Source organism: Methylobacterium sp. E-012 (assembly GCF_057836545.1).
Window position 1 is genome coordinate 786,852 of the sequence record NZ_JBYQEY010000001.1, and the last position, 15,649, is coordinate 802,500.

A 15,649-nucleotide genomic window follows, 5' to 3' on the forward strand; every position below is an offset into this window, starting at 1 on the left:
AATGCACAATCGGCGTTAGCAAATCCACGCGTTCACATCCTTGAGGTCCGCGCTGAAGACGGCATCGAAACAGTCCGGTCTGAGAAGGCTGCTCCGGAAGGCGCGGGCCAAACCGCTCAAGCAGGTTGCGGCATTGCCGTTCCGTGTCGGTCCGGACGGTCAGATCGAAGTGCTGCTGATCACCTCGCGGGATACCGGACGCTGGATCATCCCCAAGGGCTGGCCGATGTCCGGCCGCAAGGCGCATCGGGCCGCCGAGCGGGAGGCGTTCGAAGAGGCCGGCCTGATCGGGCAGATCGCGGCGGATCCGGTCGGCTGGTATCGCTACGAGAAGCGCCTCGCCGACGGCCGCGCGCTGCCCTGCAAGGTGCGCGTCTACCCGCTGCGGGTGGAGGCCCAGCACGCGCGCTGGCCGGAGCAGGACCAGCGGACCCTGCGCTGGTTCGCTCCGGAGGACGCGGCCCGCCTCGTCCAGGAGGACGAACTCCAGCAGCTCCTCGCGGGCTTCGCCGCGGAGCCCTGCGACGGCCGCGCCTGATCGGCCGCCCGCCCGCTCCCGCCCCGGCACGCCGTCCACCGCCCGCCCTGACCGGCCTCTGGGAACCGGCGGTGCGTTCCGCCGTTGGTTGATCAGATTGGATCGTTTCTAAATTTAGAGCGGTCCTCGGAATGCCGGACCGGGCGGCCCCAGGCCGCCGGCCTCACGGGAGCCTGATGATGAACGCGAAGTGTGAGACCTGCCGTTTCTTCGACGAGCACAAGGGCAACGGGGGCGTCGCTCAGAACGATGCCGGCCTGTGCCGCTTCAACCCGCCCGTCAGCCAGCCCGCGCCCGAGTCGAAGGGCCTGTGGCCGGTGGTCGCCTCTGCCGATTGGTGCGGCCACTACACCCCCGAGATGACGGCGGCCGAGTAACCGCCCCCCGGCGATCCCGCCCTCGGGGCCGGCCTTCGGGCCGGCCCCTTTCGTTTGGCCGCCGCGCATCCCGGCGCCGCCTTGCGCCCGGCGCATCATGGGCGCGACGGATGGGCCCAGGCGGACCCTGACCCCTGATCGCGGCGCCGGTATCCCCTACCTTGGAGCAAATCCAGGGTATCGGGGGTTTCCCCGCGCATCCCGCCCTGCGCGCGGGTGCGGGAGCTGCGCCGCCCGCGCCATCGCGATCTGAACCGGAGAGACTTGATGCTGGGAGCTACCGCCGCCGCGCCCGAGGGCGCCGGCGCCAGGGCCACGGACACGTCCGCACGGACACCTGCACCGACCGACGCGCCGGTCCTGGCCAAGGTCACCTTCACGGTGAACGGCCAGCGCCGGGACCTCGAACTCGACACCCGCACCAGCCTGCTCGACGCGGCGCGCGAGCACCTGCACCTGACCGGCTCCAAGAAGGGCTGCGACCACGGCCAGTGCGGCGCCTGCACGATGATCGTGGACGGGCGGCGCATCAACGCCTGCCTGACCCTGGCGGTCATGCACCAGGGCGCCGAGATCACCACGATCGAGGGTCTCGGGCAGCCCGACGCCCTGCACCCGATGCAGGCCGCCTTCGTGAAGCACGACGGCTACCAGTGCGGCTACTGCACCCCGGGCCAGATCTGCTCGGGGGTGGCCGTCCTCGACGAGATCCGGGCCGGCATCCCGAGCCACGTGACCGCCGACCTCGAGGCCGCGCTCACGGTCACCGAGGCCGAGATCCGCGAGCGCATGAGCGGCAACATCTGCCGCTGCGGCGCCTATTCCAACATCGTCGAGGCGATGACCGAGGTTGCCGGGAGGTCGGCATGAAGTCCTTCACCTACGAGCGCCCGGACTCCCCCGCCGCGGCGGCCGCCGCCGTCGTCGGCACGCCGGAGGCCAAGTTCATCGCCGGGGGCACGAATCTCCTCGACCTGATGAAGCTGCAGATCGAGACCCCGCGCCACCTCGTCGACGTGAACGGGCTCGGCCTCGACACGGTCGAGCCGACCGCGGAGGGCGGCCTGCGCGTCGGCGCCCTGGTGCGCAACACCGACCTCGCCGCCCATCCGCGGGTGCGCCGGGATTACGGGGTGCTCGCCCGGGCGCTGCTCGCGGGCGCCTCGGGGCAGCTGCGCAACAAGGCGACCACCGCCGGCAACCTGCTCCAGCGCACGCGCTGCCCGTATTTCTACGACACCGCCCAGGCCTGCAACAAACGCCAGCCGGGCTCCGGCTGCTCGGCGCTCGACGGCGTGAGCCGCCAGCTCGCGGTGATCGGCGGGAGCGCGGCCTGCATCGCCACGCATCCCGGCGACATGGCGGTGGCCATGCGCGTGCTCGACGCCACGGTCGAGACCATCGATGCCGAGGGCACCGCGCGAAAAATCCCAATCGCCGAGTTCCACCGCCTGCCCGGCGACGAACCCCAGCGCGACACGACCCTGAAGCCCGGCGAGCTGATCACCGCGGTGACCTTGCCCGAGCCGGTGGCGGGCACGCATATCTACCGCAAGGTCCGCGACCGGGCCTCCTACGCCTACGCCCTGGTCTCGGTGGCGGCGATCCTGCGCAAGGACGGCAGCGGTCACGTCGCCTTCGGCGGCGTCGCCCCCAAGCCCTGGCGGGTCGAGGCGGCCGAGGCCGATCTGCCCAAGGGCGCCAAGGCCGTGACCGACCGGGTCTTCGCCGAGGCTGGGCCTACCCACGAGAACGCCTACAAGCTGAAGCTCGCCGAGCGAACCCTCGGCGCCGCGCTCAACCAAGCGAGGGCCTGAGCCATGAAATTCGACACCCCCGCCGGCCAGAACCCCATCGACCGGCTCAAGGTCGTGGGCCAGCCCACCGACCGCATCGACGGCAAGTACAAGACCACCGGCACCGCCCCCTACGCCTACGAGCGCCACGACGTCGCGCCCGACGCCGCCTACGGCTACGTGCTCGGCGCCGGCATCGCCAAGGGCCGCGTGCGCCGCATCGACACCGCTTCGGCCCGGCAGGCCCCCGGCGTGATCGCGATCGTCACCACCCTCGACACGCCCCGGGTCGAGCGCGGCGTCATGAACGTCGCCTACCTGTTCGGCGGCGACGTGATCCAGCACTACCACCAGGCGATCGCCGTGGTGGTGGCCGAGACCTTCGAGCAGGCCCGGGCGGCGTCCTTCCTGGTCCAGGTCGAGTACGCCCCCGAGGCGGGCAAGTTCGACCTCGCCGCCGAGGCGGCGGGGGCCGAGCCGGTCCCGGCCGAGAGCGGCGAGGGCAGCGGCGGCGACGGCGAGGAGCGGGTCGGGGATTTCGAGGGCGCCTTCGCGCAGGCCCCCGTGACCCTCGACGCGGCCTACACGACCGCCGACGAGAGCCACGCGATGATGGAGCCGCACGCCACCGTGGCGGCCTGGGACGGCGACCGGGTCACGCTCTGGACCGCCAACCAGATGATCGGCTGGGGGCATGGCAGCATCGCCAAGATGCTGGATCTGCCCAAGGCGAAGGTCCGGCTCGATGCGCCCTATGTCGGCGGCGGCTTCGGCGGCAAGCTGTTCGTGCGCGCCGACGCGGTGCTGGCGGCCCTCGCCTCCAAGGCGGCGGGGCGGCCCGTGAAGGTGGCGCTGACGCGTCCCCTGATCGCCAACAACACCACCCACCGGCCGGCCACGATCCAGCGCGTGCGGATCGGCGCCACGCAGGACGGCACCATCACGGCCATCGCCCACGAGAGCATTTCGGGCAACCTGCCCGACGGCGATCCCGAGACGGCGGTGAACCAGACCAAGCTCCTCTACGCGGGGGCGAACCGCCTGACCGCCATGAAGCTCGCCCATCTCGATTTGCCCGAGGGCAACGCCATGCGGGCCCCCGGCGAGGCCCCGGGCCTGGCGGTGCTCGAAATCGCCATGGACGAGATGGCGGAGAAACTCGGCCTCGATCCGGTGGAGTTCCGCATCCGCAACGACACCCAGGTCGATCCGAACCAGCCGGACCGCCGCTTCTCGCACCGCGACCTCGTCGGCTGTCTCAAGCTCGGCGCGGAGCGGTTCGGCTGGGGCAAGCGCAATCCGAAGCCCGGGCAGGTGCGAGACGGGCAGTGGCTGGTCGGCATCGGCATGGCAGCGGCGTTCCGCAACAACATGGTGATGAAGTCGGGCGCCCGGGTGCGCCTCGATGCCAGCGGCACCGTCACGGTCGAGACCGACATGACCGATGTCGGCACCGGCAGCTACACGATCATCGCCCAGACCGCCGCCGAGATGATGGGCGTGCCCCTCGACCGGGTGGTGGCGCGGCTGGGCGATTCGGACTTCCCGACCTCCTCCGGTTCGGGCGGGCAGTTCGGCGCCAACTCGTCCACCGCCGGCGTCTACGCGGCCTGTGTGAAGCTCCGGGAGGCGGTGGCGCAGAAGCTCGGCTTCAACGCCACCGACGCGGTGTTCGAGGACGGCGAGGTTCGGTCGGGCAACCGCGCGATCCCGCTCGCCGCGGCCGCCGCCGGCGGCGAGCTGGTGGCCGAGGATACGATCGAGTTCGGCGACATCTCCAAGGTGCAGCAGCAATCGACCTTCGGCGCCCATTTCGTCGAGGTCGGCGTGGACCTCTATACCGCGGAGGTCCGGGTCCGGCGGATGCTGGCGGTCTGCGCGGCCGGCCGGATCCTCAACCCGAAATCGGCCCGCAGCCAGGTGATCGGCGGGATGGTCATGGGCACAGGCGCGGCCCTGATGGAGGAGCTGGCGGTCGACGCCAAGCGCGGCTTCTTCGCCAACCACGATCTCGCCGGCTACGAGGTGCCGGTCCACGCCGACATCCCGCACCAGGAGGTGATCTTCCTCGACGAGGTCGATCCGATGTCCTCGCCCATGAAGGCGAAGGGCGTGGGTGAACTCGGCATCTCGGGGATCGCCGCCGCGGTGGCGAACGCGGTCTACAACGCCACCGGCATCCGCGTCCGGGACTATCCGATCACCCTGGACAAGCTCCTCGACCGCATGCCGGACGCAGCCTGACCGGCGCGGGCGGGCACGGCGTACCCGGCTCGGGCGCGCCGTGTCCGCCGGACCGCCACGGCAACGTGACCGGACGCGCGTGGGCCAATCGGGCCCGGCCGCGTTGATGCGGCACCGGTCGCAGGGAGATTCTCAATGGCGGACGCGTTTGCACCGCAGCCCGCCGTGCTGCTGGTCGAGGACGACCCCGTGCAGCTCATGGAGGCGGCCGCTTCCCTGCGCGATGCGGGCTTCGCGGTCGCCGAGGCCGCCACCGTCGAGGCCGCGCAAGCCCATTTGGTGGCCCGGCCCGAACTCATCGCCCTAGTGGCGGATGTCGACCTTCCGGGCGAGCCGCTGAGCGGCTTCACCCTGGCCAAGGCCGTGGCGGCGCGCTGGCCGGAGCGCGCCATCCTGATCGTGTCCGGATTGGCGTGGCCGGAGGAGGGCGCGATGCCGATGGGGGCGGGCTTTCTGCGCAAGCCCTTCACCGCGGACGGGCTCGCGAAGGCCCTCCGGTCCGTGCTCACGGCGCGGGGCCTGGACAGTCCGGGCGGTTGACGCACCGTCCTGACCGATGAGCGCCGGCTCGGCGGCGCGGGTCTTGACTGGTTCGTGGCTAGCCGGACGGGCGCCCGGGGAGACGCGCCTCGATCAGCCGTCGGTCTCATCCGCGTCGCCGCCCGCCGACAGGAGCCAGTCGGGGAGGCCGGGGATCACCTCGCCGGCCACCGCACCGGCGGTTTCCAGGGCGCGTCCCGCCTTCGCCTCGGGACTCTCGGCCCGGACTTCCGCGAACAGCTTGCGTGCCAGCCGGTCGAGTTCCTCGTCCGAGAGTTGCTGTCCGTTCGGATCCGACATCGGGCGCCTCCTCGACGCATGCGTCCGCCCCGCCCGGAGGAGGGCGGACGTCCGACTTCACCCGCATGAGCCGCCCCGCGGGGCGACCCGGGCCGGAGCATGACGCCCGCCGGTTAGCCGGCCGTATCGGGGGCCGCGGCGGGGTCGTCCCAGGGCGGGATGGCTCAGCTTCGCCGCGCGTCTGGAACAACCCGCGTCCCCGGCCTGTGTTGAGAAAGATCTTTCAAGGGGGATTGGGCGTAAAATTGGACGTAAATCAATAATTCCCCGATGGACACGATGTATCCATATGTAAATCACGTGCGAAGGCGCACGTTCTGTACACGCTTGCATACCGTCCGCGGATCCGAGGTGCCCGGATCGGGTTGGTCGAGGCATCCGGAGCTTTCCGGCACGTCCGACGCATCAGGAGATTTGCGTGACCCGATTCATCCTCGCCACGGCGGCCCTCGCGGCCCTGGCGACGCCTGCCTTCGCGCAGGTCATCGAGACGCCGACCAGCACCCAGGTCATCGTGCCGCCCGGGGCCCCCGGAATCGTGACGCGTCAGAGCAATTCGACCGGCGACCAGGACGCCTTCACATACTCGCCCACCGGCCGCGCCGCCGACGGGATCGAGACGGATTCGGCCGCCGCAGGCAACGAAGATCAGCCGTCGCGCGTCGGCTCCACGGGCAGCGGCGGCTCCGGCGGTAACGGCGGCGGCGGCTGAGAGCGATCCGGCGGACCCGCGCAGGCCGGCCGTACGACGGGGCCATGGTCCGAGCCTGACTGGCGGCGCGCGACGGTCCGGCCATCGCCTGTATCCGGAAGCGGCGGGTGACTCCGCAAGCCCGCAAAACGGGAGCCGGCGCCGCCCCGGCGGGGCCGGCCGCCCCTCAGCCGGCGCGGCGGTTGCAGCGGATATAGGCGGAGGTGCCCCAGGCGCTCGTCCAGGTCAGGCGGTCGCCGTCGACCACGAGACGGACATGGGAGGACCAGCGCCGGTCGCGATCCGCGCAATCAGCCGCCATCGACCAGGCGTTGCCGGTGCGGTGTGCGTCGCGGAAATTGCAGACGGTGTCGCCGGCCCTGGCGCGCTCGGGGGTGATCGTCGCCTGCAGGTAGCCGTGGCGGCGCGACGGGGCGCTGCAGGCCTCGGTGGCCGGTCCCCAGGTCCCGACATAATCGGCGCCGGCCGGGGCCGGGCGGGGGGATGCCGGCGCCGCGGCGGGCTGCACTGTGACGGCCGGGGCCGCCGGTTCGGTCGCCGGTGCCGCCGCGGGGGCCGCGAGCGTCGACGGCGCGCTGGCCGGCTGTTCCGGCGGAGCGAAGGCGATCACGCGGCGCGGCAGGTCCTCCGGCTGATCCAGCAGCGGTTCCCCGATGGCCGGCGTCGCCGAAGTCCGGAACGGCATGTCCTCGGTCAGGTAGGTGGCGCAATAGGCGAACAGGCCGAACCAGCCCAGGGCCAGGAGGAGCTGGGGCGCGTAGCGCCGCCGGTCCTCGCGCTGGGGTTCGGCGGCCAGCGCCGCCAAGACTATCGCCGTCACCGCACCCTCCTACCCCTCTTCGAACGGCCCGTGGCCCTGAACACAGGTTCCGTCGCGCGGCGGTTGAACAGGACGGCCACGATCCACGGTTTCTCAGTTATCGAGCCATGGACCGGTTTATTAACGTCCGGTAAATCGTTAATGACGCGTTAACAGGCCGATCCGGGGCCGGGTCTGCGCGATCAGGAAGGCTCGACGTGGTGCGCCTTGGAGCTTCTCCCGAAACCGCAGGCGCCCGCGGCTGTCCCGGCGCATGGCTCTCGGATCGTGCGGCGCGGTCCGCCCGCTGGAGGCCTTCGCCCGCCCGCGATCCCTATGCAGTTGCGCCCGAGCCCATGGTTCCGGGAACCGGAACCGGCACGATGCTCTAGTCTCACCCTGTGCAGTACGAAGTAAAATGCAAAAACCGACTCGACAGTCTAACAGGTTTAAGATTAGTTAATTTCCTCGGATTGAGGGCGCGGGAGAGTTTGTTTAATGGCGTGGTCATCTTTCCGTAACATGCTTTCCGCGCCGGACGGCACGCCCGAGCCGCTGCCGCCGGCGGCCGAGCCGGCGATGCCCCAGGCGCGGGTGCGCACGACCGCCGAGGCGCCGGGCCAGCGCGCCTCCCTGGCCGACCGATCCCATTCCTCCCTCGACGCGATCGGCAAGCGCGACGAGATGCTGCGCCAGCGCATCGACGCCATGGTCGACCGGCTGGAGGACATCCGCTCCCTCCAGGACGACTTCGTCTCGATCCTGGAGCCCATCGTCAGCATCAGCGACGAGCTTCCGCGGGCGAGCATGCGCATCGCCGAGCTGGAGACCTCGCTGGCCCAGGAATTCCAGACCGGCAAGGCGGTCCGGCTGGAGGCCGCCGAACTCTCGGCCCGCATCTCGATCCTGACGAACGAATTCTCCGATGCCACGGCGCGGGTGGCCCGGGCGGAGGAGCTGCTGCACGCCCGGGAGGCCGCCCTGGCCGCCCAGGGGGTCGAGCTGCGGGACAGGGTGCTGGCCTCCGAGAATCTGGAGCGCCGCCTCGCCGCCGAGATCGAGCAGAGCAAGGCCCTGGTCGCCGAGGGCAAGGCCCTGCGGGCGGAGGCCCAGGCCGCCGACAGCGCCCTCACGCGCTCGGAGCACGACCGGCTGGAGGCGCGCGAGACCCTGGCGGCCTTCGAACAGGACAACCGGCGGCTCCGGGCCCAGAACGAGGAGCAGTCCCTGCGCCTCGGCGAGGTGGAGGCCCGGTGCCGGACCGTCGAGGCCGCGGTCGAGACCGAGCGCCAGAAGGCGCGCGCCGCCGAAGGCCAGCTCGCCGCCGAGACCTCGGCCCGCGTCCGCATCGAGGCTCAGTTCGAGGCAGATGCCACCGCCCTGCGCACCGAGCGCTCGGCCCTCGCGATGAAGCTGGAGGCCGCCGCCAACCGGGCGGATTCGAACGAGCAGCTGCTCGGCCAGGCCCGGGCGCAGCTGCGTGAGCGGGACGAGGCGCACCGGCTCGCGGAACGCACCTTCAAGGAAACCAACATCGCCCGCGTCACGGCGGAGCGGCGGCTCGAGACCATCCAGGACGACCTGTCCCGGCAGACGGAGCGCTTCGTCGAGATGCAGCGCGCCCGCAGCGACCTCGATTCGCGCTGCGAAATGCTCGGCAAGGCGCTCGCTGCCAAGGACGCCGCCCTGGAGCAGGCGGCGGCCCGCAACGCCGCCCTGACCGAGCGGATCGAGCAGCTGACCCACCGGCAGGAGGCCGCGCGGATCGAGTTCGAGGCCGCCAATCGGCGCCTCTCCGAGGATCTGCAGAACGAGCGCTCCGAGCGCGCCCTGGTCCAGGGCGCCCTCGACATCGCCCGCGAGACCCGGACGACGCTTCAGAAGCAGTACGAGGCGCTCAAGCGCTCCGGTCGCGGATGGCGCAAGCCGGACGGGGCGGGCGAAGGCCTGCCGTCGGGGCAGGACTTCGCCGCGCAGCCGGAACCCGAGGCGTCGAGCAATGTGCACCCGTTCACATCGCCCGGCACGGCCGGCTGATCCGATGCGGTCCTGTGAGAGGTTCGAACGATGAGCGATAGGGCCCCGATCGACGCGTCCTACAACGGAAGCCCGAATGTGATGATGCGCGCGTGGCAGGCGAAGGCGGATGCGTCCCCCGAGAAGGTGGTGAGCTTCCTGGGTCTCGAGAGCCGGAACGGGGCGGTCGTCACCACCGACAGCCCGAACGCGGTCGGCATCCCCACCCGCGAATGGGCCTCGGCGGTCGACCTGATCCGCGAGGCCAGCGAGGCGATCCGGGTCGGCGAGGAGCGGGCGTCCGAGCTGGAGGCGCAGCTGGCCCAGGTCGTGGCGCAGGCCGATCTCGAGATCCGGCGCCTGGAGCAGGAGATCGCCACGGGGGCGCAGAACCTGGCACGGTCCGAGGAGCGGGCCCGGCTGGCGGAGGCGCGGGCGACGGAGGCCGAGGAATGGCTCGTGCGTCTCCACGATGCCGCGGTCGAGGCCTTCGGATCCCGCGTCAAGCTCGCGCCGGTGGCCAGCCCCGCCGAAGACGCCGAGTAGCCGCGGTCCCCCTGCGACGATGGCGCGGCCGACGACCATGGAATCCGACGAGATCGGCGGGGCGATCCCTCAGGCGCAGGGTTCGCACGCCGCCTTCCGCGTCGTCGATCCGGTCCGGACGCTGGCGCTCATCCAGCAGGCCGGGGATCAGATCCGGGGGTTCTGGTCGTGGCGCGACATGGTCCAGCGGCGGGCGACCGGGCTGTTCCGGCGCGTCTACGAGGACCGCACCCTCAAGAACGAGACGATCCGGGAGCTCGAATCCCACCTGTCGCGGATGGATCGCCGGAACGCCGACCTTGAGCGCGCCCTCGCGGAGATCTCCTCGGATTACGAACGGATCGTCGTGCGCTGCATGGAGGCCGAGTTCCGCGTCATCCAGGCCGAGCACAGGGCCTCCCTGGCCGAGATGTGCGCGTTCCGCCTGGACGATCTGCTCGCCCGGGTCGGCGAGGGCACCGAGGTCGCATACCCGAAATGACACCGGCGGATGTCGATCCCCGGGGCGCGCCGCGGACCTTTCGCGCGTGTTCGGACTTGGTGGGGGATGAACGATTCAGTCCCGCCGCCGGCACCCTACGCCCTCGTCGTCGACGATGACGGCCTCATCCGCATGGACGCGATGGACATCCTGGCGGAGGCCGGGTTCCGCACCTTCGAGGCCAGCGACGGGGATGCGGCGATGGCCCTGCTCGCCCGGGAGCAGGCGCTGATCGTGCTGCTGTTCACCGATGTGCAGATGCCCGGTTCGCGGGACGGCTTCGCGGTCGCGCGCGAGACCGCCAGCCAATGGCCGCACATCGCCATCGTGGTCGCGTCCGGACAGGTGCAGCCGGGGCCGGGCGACATGCCCGAGGGCGCCCGCTTCATCGGCAAGCCGTTCACGGCCGACATGGTCCACGATCACCTGCGCGCGATTCTCCCCGACGGCCAGAAGCCGGAGCCGCTGCGTCAGTAGGGCCGTTCCCGACCCCTTCGGCGGTCCCCGCCCGGCCGCGGCGGAGGGATCCGCGCATCACTTGCTGCGAGGCGCGACGCGCTCTCCTCCCCTGGCGGTCCCGGGCTTGCCCGGGATCGCGCGCGCTTGCGGGGAGGGGAACGGCGCCTCCGTTTCGAGATGGTCGTGTCAGCCAGAGACGTGTGAATCCGGTAGCCCCCAGAGGGGGTGAGGGAGGTGCATCGGTGTCCGGCCCGCTGCCCTCGTTCGTCGGACAGGCGTGAATCCGGTCGCTCTTCAGGGGACGCCCACCGGGCTCGTCCGCCGCCGGACCGAACGCCGATGTTTCACGGGAAACACAGCGCGCCCCGGGACGACGGCACGGCCCTGTGGCGGCGGCGTCATCGCCGCCCGGGCCCGCGCCTGGTAGCAGCGGAGGGGCATGACGACAGCGAGCTGGCGCGATCTCCGCAACGCGAAGGCCCGGGCCCGGCTGGAGCGGGCCCTGCCGCCGGTCTTCCCCGTGCCGGTCCTCCGGCACGCCCTGGCGCGGGCCCTGATCCCGCCGACGCCGCGGCGCGCCGTCGAGAGCTACTGGCGCAGCCACATCCTCCGGGCGGACCGGCTCGCCCGGGCCCTGGCGGCCCGCTCCGGCACGCCGGAGGGCTGGACCTGGCAGATCGGCCCCGAGGGACCGGGTGAGGCCCGCGCCGGCAGCTTCCGGATGCCGCCCGCCCCCTATCGCGACCCCGCCTTCGCCCGCGGCCGCGGCGCCTGCTGCATCTGCGGCCAGCCGGTCTACCGGTTCGGCTGGCACCGGGACCTCTGGGGCCGCGGCGTGCCCAACGGCAATGCCGGCTGGCACGCGGCCTGTGTTGCCGCCTGGAAGTTCTGGCTCGCCCCGCACGCGCAGATCCGGGTCCTGAAGCTCCGTCAGCGGCACCGCTGCGCGGCCTCGGGGAAGCGGCTGCTCCGGACCGCCGAGGTCGATCACGCGCTGCCGCTCTATCAGGTCTGGCGGGAGCACCGCGCCCGGCCCTGGCCGGAACTGCTCGCCTATTGGGGGGCGCCGAACCTGCAGGTGGTCAACCGGGCCGCCCATGTCCTCAAATGCCGGGACGAGGCGGCCGAGCGCTCCCAGACCCTGCGGCTGTCCCGGTTCCGGGTGGTCGAGGACGAATCCGGGTTCAGCGTGATCGAGGAGGCCTGAGCGGCGGGTTCAGCCGCCCAGGAGTCAGCCGGCCAGGAGTTCAGCCGGCCAGGAGTTCAGCCGGCCAAGAGTTCAGCCGCCCAGAACCGCGAGGCCGTGGGACAGGTCGGCCAGGAGGTCGTCCTCGGCTTCCAGGCCGACCGAGAGACGCAGCAGCCCGTCCGTGATGCCGGCGATCGCCCGCGCCTCCGGATCCATCGCCGCATGGGTCATGGTCGGCGGGTGGGCGATCAGGCTCTCGACCCCGCCCAGGGACTCGGCCAGGGTGAAGACCCGCAGAACCTCCACGAAGGCCCGCACCGCGTCGCGCCCGCCGGCCAGTTCGAAGCTCAGCATGGCGCCGAAGCCCGCCTGCTGCGTCCTGGCCAGGGCGTGGCCGGGATGGGACGGCAGACCCGGATAATGGACGCGGCTCACCGCCGGGTGCCCCTCCAGGAAGGCGGCCAGCCGGCCCGCGGTCCGCTGCTGCTGCTCGACACGCACGAACAGGGTGCGCAGGCCCCGGAGCGTCAAATAGGCGTCCAGCGGCGAGCCGGTGACGCCGATCGTGTTCGCCCAGGCGGCGAGGTCCTCGCCCACCGCCGCCTCGGCGGCGATCACGGCCCCGCCGATCACGTCGGAATGGCCGTTGAGGAACTTGGTGGTGGAGTGGACGACGAGGTCCGCCCCCAGGGCGATCGGCCGCTGCAGGGCGGGCGACAGGAAGGTGTTGTCGACGACCGCGAGCGCCCCAGCGGCCTTCGCGTCGGCGGTGATCCGCCGGATGTCGACCACCCGCATCAGCGGGTTGCTCGGCGTCTCGATCATCACGACCTTCGGCCCCTCGGCCAGGGCCGCCGCCAGGGCGGCCGGGTCGGTCTGGTCGACGAAGGCCACGCGGTAATGGCCCCGGGCGCTGCGGAGGCTGAGCAGGCGATGCGTGCCGCCGTAGCAATCGTGCGGGGCGACCAGCAGGTCGCCGGGCCGCAGGCTCGACAGGGCGAGGTCCAGGGCCGCCATGCCGCTCGCCACCATGACGGCGCGGGCACCGCCCTCGAGCTTGGCGATCGTGTCGGCGAGCGCCTCGCGGGTCGGGTTGCCGAGGCGTGAATAGTCGTAGGGCCCGGCCTGCTCGAAGGCGGGGAACTTGAAGGTTGTCGACAGGTGGATCGGCGCGATCACCGCCCCGAAGGACGTGTCCTGGGCCACGCCGTTGGCCGCCGCGACGGTGCGTGCCGCAAATCCCTCTGACATCGATTCTCCCTCCGCGCCGGTGCCGGATCGTCCGGCCGAATCCCGACGCGTTCTTTATGGAGAACGGATCAGACTTTCAAGAGAACGATCTCCGGGTCCGGCCCATCCCGCGCCGGTGGCGGCGATGCCCGTTGTGCCGTCATGGCCCCCTGGCGCAGCCAACCGTAAGGTCGATCCTCCGGCAAGGGGTTTTACAGGCATGCCTCTCGGGCGGAGGGATGTTTCCCGCGGCGATTCGACGGGACACGCGGGTCGGGACCGGCCACGCACCAGCGCATGAACCGGGGCATTGGCCACCGGGGACGAGATCCGCACGCGACTCTGCGACGCCGCAAGCCCGCCGCGGGCGACGCGACAGGCGCGGCGATGACGGTCCGTTTCCCCAACCGAGGATCGTGATTCCGGTGGGCCGGTGCCCCGCGACCGGAGGCGTGATCCGGGGACCGGGGCCGCGATCAGGCGGCGACCGGGTGCGCCGCCTGCGGCTCCCGGGCCGGCGCGTCGGCGTCGAGACCGTCGGCCTCCCGCACCACCGCCTGCGCGAGGCGCCGCGCCCGCCCGGCCCAGAGGTCCCGGGCGTCGCGCAGGGCACCGGCCTGCGCCTCGGCGGAGGCCAGGGCGATCCGGAGGGCGTCGATCTCCGCCCGCAATTCGGTGGTGCGTGCCCGCTCGCTCGCCAGCGCCGCCTTGAGCACGCAGAGGGCGGTCTCGGCCGCCCCCCGGGCCGGAGCGGCACGGCCCGCGGGGCTGACCGGCGCGGGGCTGTCCGGCTGCAATGCGGCGAGTTCCGCGCGGACCTGCACCACGTCGAGCCCGGCGACCGCGCCCGTCGACGGCGCGATCGCCGGGACCGGGATGCCCTCCTCCTCGATCACCAGATCGTGCAGCATGGAGAAGACCCGGTCGCCGTCGAGGCGGCTGAGATCGAACCCGCTCTCGGCGGCGAGGCCGCTGAACCGGGCCTGCCCGCCGGGAGCCTGGCCCACGAAGGCCATCGACCAGGTCGCGAAGCCGCGGCTCTCCGCGGGACCGCATTGCAGGACCGTCACGTCGCTGTGGCGCAGGTCGCGCTGGATCCGCTCGAAGGTCGCCTCGACCCCGGCGCGGGGGCCTTCCAGCACCTGCGCGAAGGCCCCCGCGTTGAACATCAGCGCGCCGGTGACGCCGACATCGCGATTGTTGCGCTGGGAGGCGTCGAGGATCTGGCGGACCTGGGCGGTCACCTCGGACTCGGGGCCCTGGACCAGGTTCTTGCTGGCGTAGACGAGGCGGTACAGATCGGTCATGGCGGGGCGTCCGGGGGGATGGGATCAGACCTGCGGATAGGCGGCGAAGATCGGGAGCAGGTCCTCGGTGGGGACGGGGCGGCTGATGAAGTAGCCCTGCACGTCGGTGCAGCCCTCCAGGCGGATGCGCTGCATCTGCTCCGGGGTCTCGACCCCCTCGGCGACCGTGGTCATCCCCAGGCTCTTGCCCAGGCCCGCGATGGCGCGGATGATCGCCTCGCCGTCGGGCTTGGTGGCAAGGTCCTTCACGAACGAGCGGTCGATCTTGATCTTGTCGAAGGGGAAGCTGCGCAGGTAGCTGAGCGACGCGTAGCCGGTGCCGAAATCGTCCATCGAGACGCGCACGCCGAGTTCCCGGAGCCGGTGCAGGGTCTGGAGCGTCTTCTCGTTCTCCTGCAGGAGAACGCCCTCGGTGATCTCCACCTCCAGCCGCCGGGCGGGCAGCCCCGAACTCGCGAGCGCCGAGATGATCGTCTCCACCAGCCGGTCGCTCTTGAACTGCGCGGGCGAGACGTTCACCGCCACCGACATGTGGGCCGGCCAGGTCATCGCGTCGCGGCAGGCCTGGCGGATGACCCATTCGCCGATGGGGACGATCAGCCCGATCTCCTCGGCCAGCGGGATGAAGTCGAGGGGGGAGACCAGCCCCCGGTCGGGATGGCGCCAGCGGATCAGGGCCTCGCAGCCGATCAGCGTCCCGCTCTGGAGCTGCAATTGCGGCTGGTAGTGCAGCTGGAATTCGCGGCGGGCCAGGGCCTGGCGCATGTCGAGTTCGAGCTTCCGCCGGGCCTGCATGCGCGCATCCATCTCCGGCTCGAAGAACCGGTAGGTGCCGCGCCCGTCGAGCTTGGCCCGGTAGAGGGCCAGGTCGGCGTTCTTCAGGAGCCGGTCGGCATCGGTCCCGTCCGCGGGGGCCAGCGCCACGCCGACGCTCGCCCCGATGGTCAGGAGATGGCCCTCGACCATGTAGGTGCGGCCGATCAGGTCGACGATCCTTCGGGCGAGCGCCTGGGTGCCCGCGGCGTCGCGGATGCCGGCCTGCAGGATGACGAACTCGTCGCCGCCGATCCGCGCCACCGTGTCGGCGGGGCGGATCGTCGAGCGCAGGCGGTCGG

Annotated in this window: 17 protein-coding genes (1 of these 17 running past the window's edge); 12 read left to right on the plus strand and 5 right to left on the minus strand. The window is 71.7% G+C overall.

Going from position 1 to position 15,649, the window contains the following annotated elements:
• Positions 1–133 precede the first annotated feature (133 nt).
• The 6 genes from AC3IF1_RS03660 (at position 134) to AC3IF1_RS03685 (ending at position 5,495) form a co-directional block, all read left to right on the plus strand.
• Positions 134–538, plus strand: a complete 405-nt coding sequence (locus tag AC3IF1_RS03660; RefSeq protein WP_313900818.1) for an NUDIX hydrolase — start codon at positions 134–136, stop codon at positions 536–538.
• A gap of 176 nt (positions 539–714) precedes the next feature.
• Positions 715–915 carry a hypothetical protein gene (locus AC3IF1_RS03665; protein ID WP_489215927.1) on the plus strand — a complete coding sequence of 67 codons (201 nt, stop codon included), beginning with the start codon at positions 715–717 and terminating at the stop codon, positions 913–915.
• Positions 916–1,182: 267 nt separating this feature from the next.
• Positions 1,183–1,785, plus strand: a complete 603-nt coding sequence (gene paoA, locus AC3IF1_RS03670) for an aldehyde dehydrogenase iron-sulfur subunit PaoA (RefSeq protein WP_489215929.1) — start codon at positions 1,183–1,185, stop codon at positions 1,783–1,785.
• Positions 1,782–2,732, plus strand: a complete 951-nt coding sequence (locus tag AC3IF1_RS03675) for an FAD binding domain-containing protein (protein WP_489215931.1) — start codon at positions 1,782–1,784, stop codon at positions 2,730–2,732. The genes paoA and AC3IF1_RS03675 overlap by 4 nt, the downstream gene beginning before the upstream one ends.
• A gap of 3 nt (positions 2,733–2,735) precedes the next feature.
• A complete protein-coding gene (gene paoC, locus AC3IF1_RS03680; RefSeq protein WP_489215933.1) occupies positions 2,736–4,955 on the plus strand; it encodes an aldehyde oxidoreductase molybdenum-binding subunit PaoC in 2,220 nt (739 codons plus the stop codon).
• 135 nt (positions 4,956–5,090) lie between these two features.
• Complete coding sequence (locus AC3IF1_RS03685) at positions 5,091–5,495, plus strand: response regulator (RefSeq protein ID WP_489215935.1); 405 nt, start codon at positions 5,091–5,093, stop codon at positions 5,493–5,495.
• Positions 5,496–5,588: 93 nt separating this feature from the next.
• Here AC3IF1_RS03685 and AC3IF1_RS03690 read toward each other — a convergent pair whose 3' ends face one another.
• On the minus strand, positions 5,589–5,795 hold the full coding sequence (locus tag AC3IF1_RS03690; RefSeq protein WP_489215937.1) for a hypothetical protein: 207 nt from the start codon (positions 5,793–5,795) through the stop codon (positions 5,589–5,591).
• A gap of 418 nt (positions 5,796–6,213) precedes the next feature.
• Here AC3IF1_RS03690 and AC3IF1_RS03695 point away from each other — a divergent pair, with 418 nt between their 5' ends.
• Positions 6,214–6,507, plus strand: a complete 294-nt coding sequence (locus AC3IF1_RS03695; RefSeq protein ID WP_243965206.1) for a hypothetical protein — start codon at positions 6,214–6,216, stop codon at positions 6,505–6,507.
• A gap of 166 nt (positions 6,508–6,673) precedes the next feature.
• Here AC3IF1_RS03695 and AC3IF1_RS03700 read toward each other — a convergent pair whose 3' ends face one another.
• Positions 6,674–7,327, minus strand: coding sequence for a peptidase inhibitor family I36 protein (locus tag AC3IF1_RS03700; protein WP_489215939.1), 654 nt, complete (start codon positions 7,325–7,327; stop codon positions 6,674–6,676).
• 477 nt (positions 7,328–7,804) lie between these two features.
• Here AC3IF1_RS03700 and AC3IF1_RS03705 point away from each other — a divergent pair, with 477 nt between their 5' ends.
• The 5 genes from AC3IF1_RS03705 (at position 7,805) to AC3IF1_RS03725 (ending at position 12,015) form a co-directional block, all read left to right on the plus strand.
• Complete coding sequence (locus AC3IF1_RS03705; protein ID WP_243965209.1) at positions 7,805–9,343, plus strand: chromosome partitioning protein ParA; 1,539 nt, start codon at positions 7,805–7,807, stop codon at positions 9,341–9,343.
• A gap of 30 nt (positions 9,344–9,373) precedes the next feature.
• Positions 9,374–9,868 (plus strand): hypothetical protein, encoded by a 495-nt coding sequence (locus tag AC3IF1_RS03710; protein ID WP_243965210.1) that lies wholly within the window; start codon positions 9,374–9,376, stop codon positions 9,866–9,868.
• A 37-nt stretch (positions 9,869–9,905) separates the two neighbouring features.
• Entirely contained in the window at positions 9,906–10,349 is a 444-nt protein-coding gene (locus AC3IF1_RS03715; protein ID WP_489215942.1) for a hypothetical protein, read from the plus strand.
• A 66-nt stretch (positions 10,350–10,415) separates the two neighbouring features.
• Positions 10,416–10,826, plus strand: coding sequence for a response regulator (locus AC3IF1_RS03720; protein WP_489215943.1), 411 nt, complete (start codon positions 10,416–10,418; stop codon positions 10,824–10,826).
• Positions 10,827–11,247: 421 nt separating this feature from the next.
• A complete protein-coding gene (locus AC3IF1_RS03725; RefSeq protein WP_489215945.1) occupies positions 11,248–12,015 on the plus strand; it encodes a hypothetical protein in 768 nt (255 codons plus the stop codon).
• A gap of 72 nt (positions 12,016–12,087) precedes the next feature.
• Here AC3IF1_RS03725 and metB read toward each other — a convergent pair whose 3' ends face one another.
• The 3 genes from metB to AC3IF1_RS03740 form a co-directional block, all read right to left on the minus strand.
• Positions 12,088–13,248: a cystathionine gamma-synthase gene (gene metB / locus AC3IF1_RS03730; RefSeq protein ID WP_489215947.1), complete on the minus strand. Its 1,161-nt coding sequence runs from the start codon at positions 13,246–13,248 to the stop codon at positions 12,088–12,090.
• Between the two features lie 455 nt (positions 13,249–13,703).
• On the minus strand, positions 13,704–14,534 hold the full coding sequence (locus AC3IF1_RS03735) for a BLUF domain-containing protein (RefSeq protein ID WP_489215949.1): 831 nt from the start codon (positions 14,532–14,534) through the stop codon (positions 13,704–13,706).
• A gap of 24 nt (positions 14,535–14,558) precedes the next feature.
• Positions 14,559–15,649, minus strand: partial view of a putative bifunctional diguanylate cyclase/phosphodiesterase gene (locus AC3IF1_RS03740; RefSeq protein ID WP_489215951.1) — the 3' portion only. It continues 634 nt past the right edge of the window; only the last 1,091 of its 1,725 coding nucleotides appear in the window; its start codon lies off the right edge, out of view; its stop codon occupies positions 14,559–14,561.

What these genes read in the sequence shown, in the direction of transcription:
- AC3IF1_RS03690 (WP_489215937.1), bottom strand. Translation starts at nt 5,795, where the DNA reads ATGTCGGATCCGAACGGACAGCAACTCTCGGACGAGGAACTCGACCGG.
- metB (WP_489215947.1), bottom strand. Translation starts at nt 13,248, where the DNA reads ATGTCAGAGGGATTTGCGGCACGCACCGTCGCGGCGGCCAACGGCGTG.
- paoC (WP_489215933.1), top strand. Translation starts at nt 2,736, where the DNA reads ATGAAATTCGACACCCCCGCCGGCCAGAACCCCATCGACCGGCTCAAG.
- AC3IF1_RS03665 (WP_489215927.1), top strand. Translation starts at nt 715, where the DNA reads ATGATGAACGCGAAGTGTGAGACCTGCCGTTTCTTCGACGAGCACAAG.
- AC3IF1_RS03675 (WP_489215931.1), top strand. Translation starts at nt 1,782, where the DNA reads ATGAAGTCCTTCACCTACGAGCGCCCGGACTCCCCCGCCGCGGCGGCC.
- AC3IF1_RS03710 (WP_243965210.1), top strand. Translation starts at nt 9,374, where the DNA reads ATGAGCGATAGGGCCCCGATCGACGCGTCCTACAACGGAAGCCCGAAT.
- AC3IF1_RS03725 (WP_489215945.1), top strand. Translation starts at nt 11,248, where the DNA reads ATGACGACAGCGAGCTGGCGCGATCTCCGCAACGCGAAGGCCCGGGCC.
- AC3IF1_RS03685 (WP_489215935.1), top strand. Translation starts at nt 5,091, where the DNA reads ATGGCGGACGCGTTTGCACCGCAGCCCGCCGTGCTGCTGGTCGAGGAC.
- AC3IF1_RS03735 (WP_489215949.1), bottom strand. Translation starts at nt 14,534, where the DNA reads ATGACCGATCTGTACCGCCTCGTCTACGCCAGCAAGAACCTGGTCCAG.
- AC3IF1_RS03705 (WP_243965209.1), top strand. Translation starts at nt 7,805, where the DNA reads ATGGCGTGGTCATCTTTCCGTAACATGCTTTCCGCGCCGGACGGCACG.
- paoA (WP_489215929.1), top strand. Translation starts at nt 1,183, where the DNA reads ATGCTGGGAGCTACCGCCGCCGCGCCCGAGGGCGCCGGCGCCAGGGCC.
- AC3IF1_RS03715 (WP_489215942.1), top strand. Translation starts at nt 9,906, where the DNA reads ATGGAATCCGACGAGATCGGCGGGGCGATCCCTCAGGCGCAGGGTTCG.
- AC3IF1_RS03720 (WP_489215943.1), top strand. Translation starts at nt 10,416, where the DNA reads ATGAACGATTCAGTCCCGCCGCCGGCACCCTACGCCCTCGTCGTCGAC.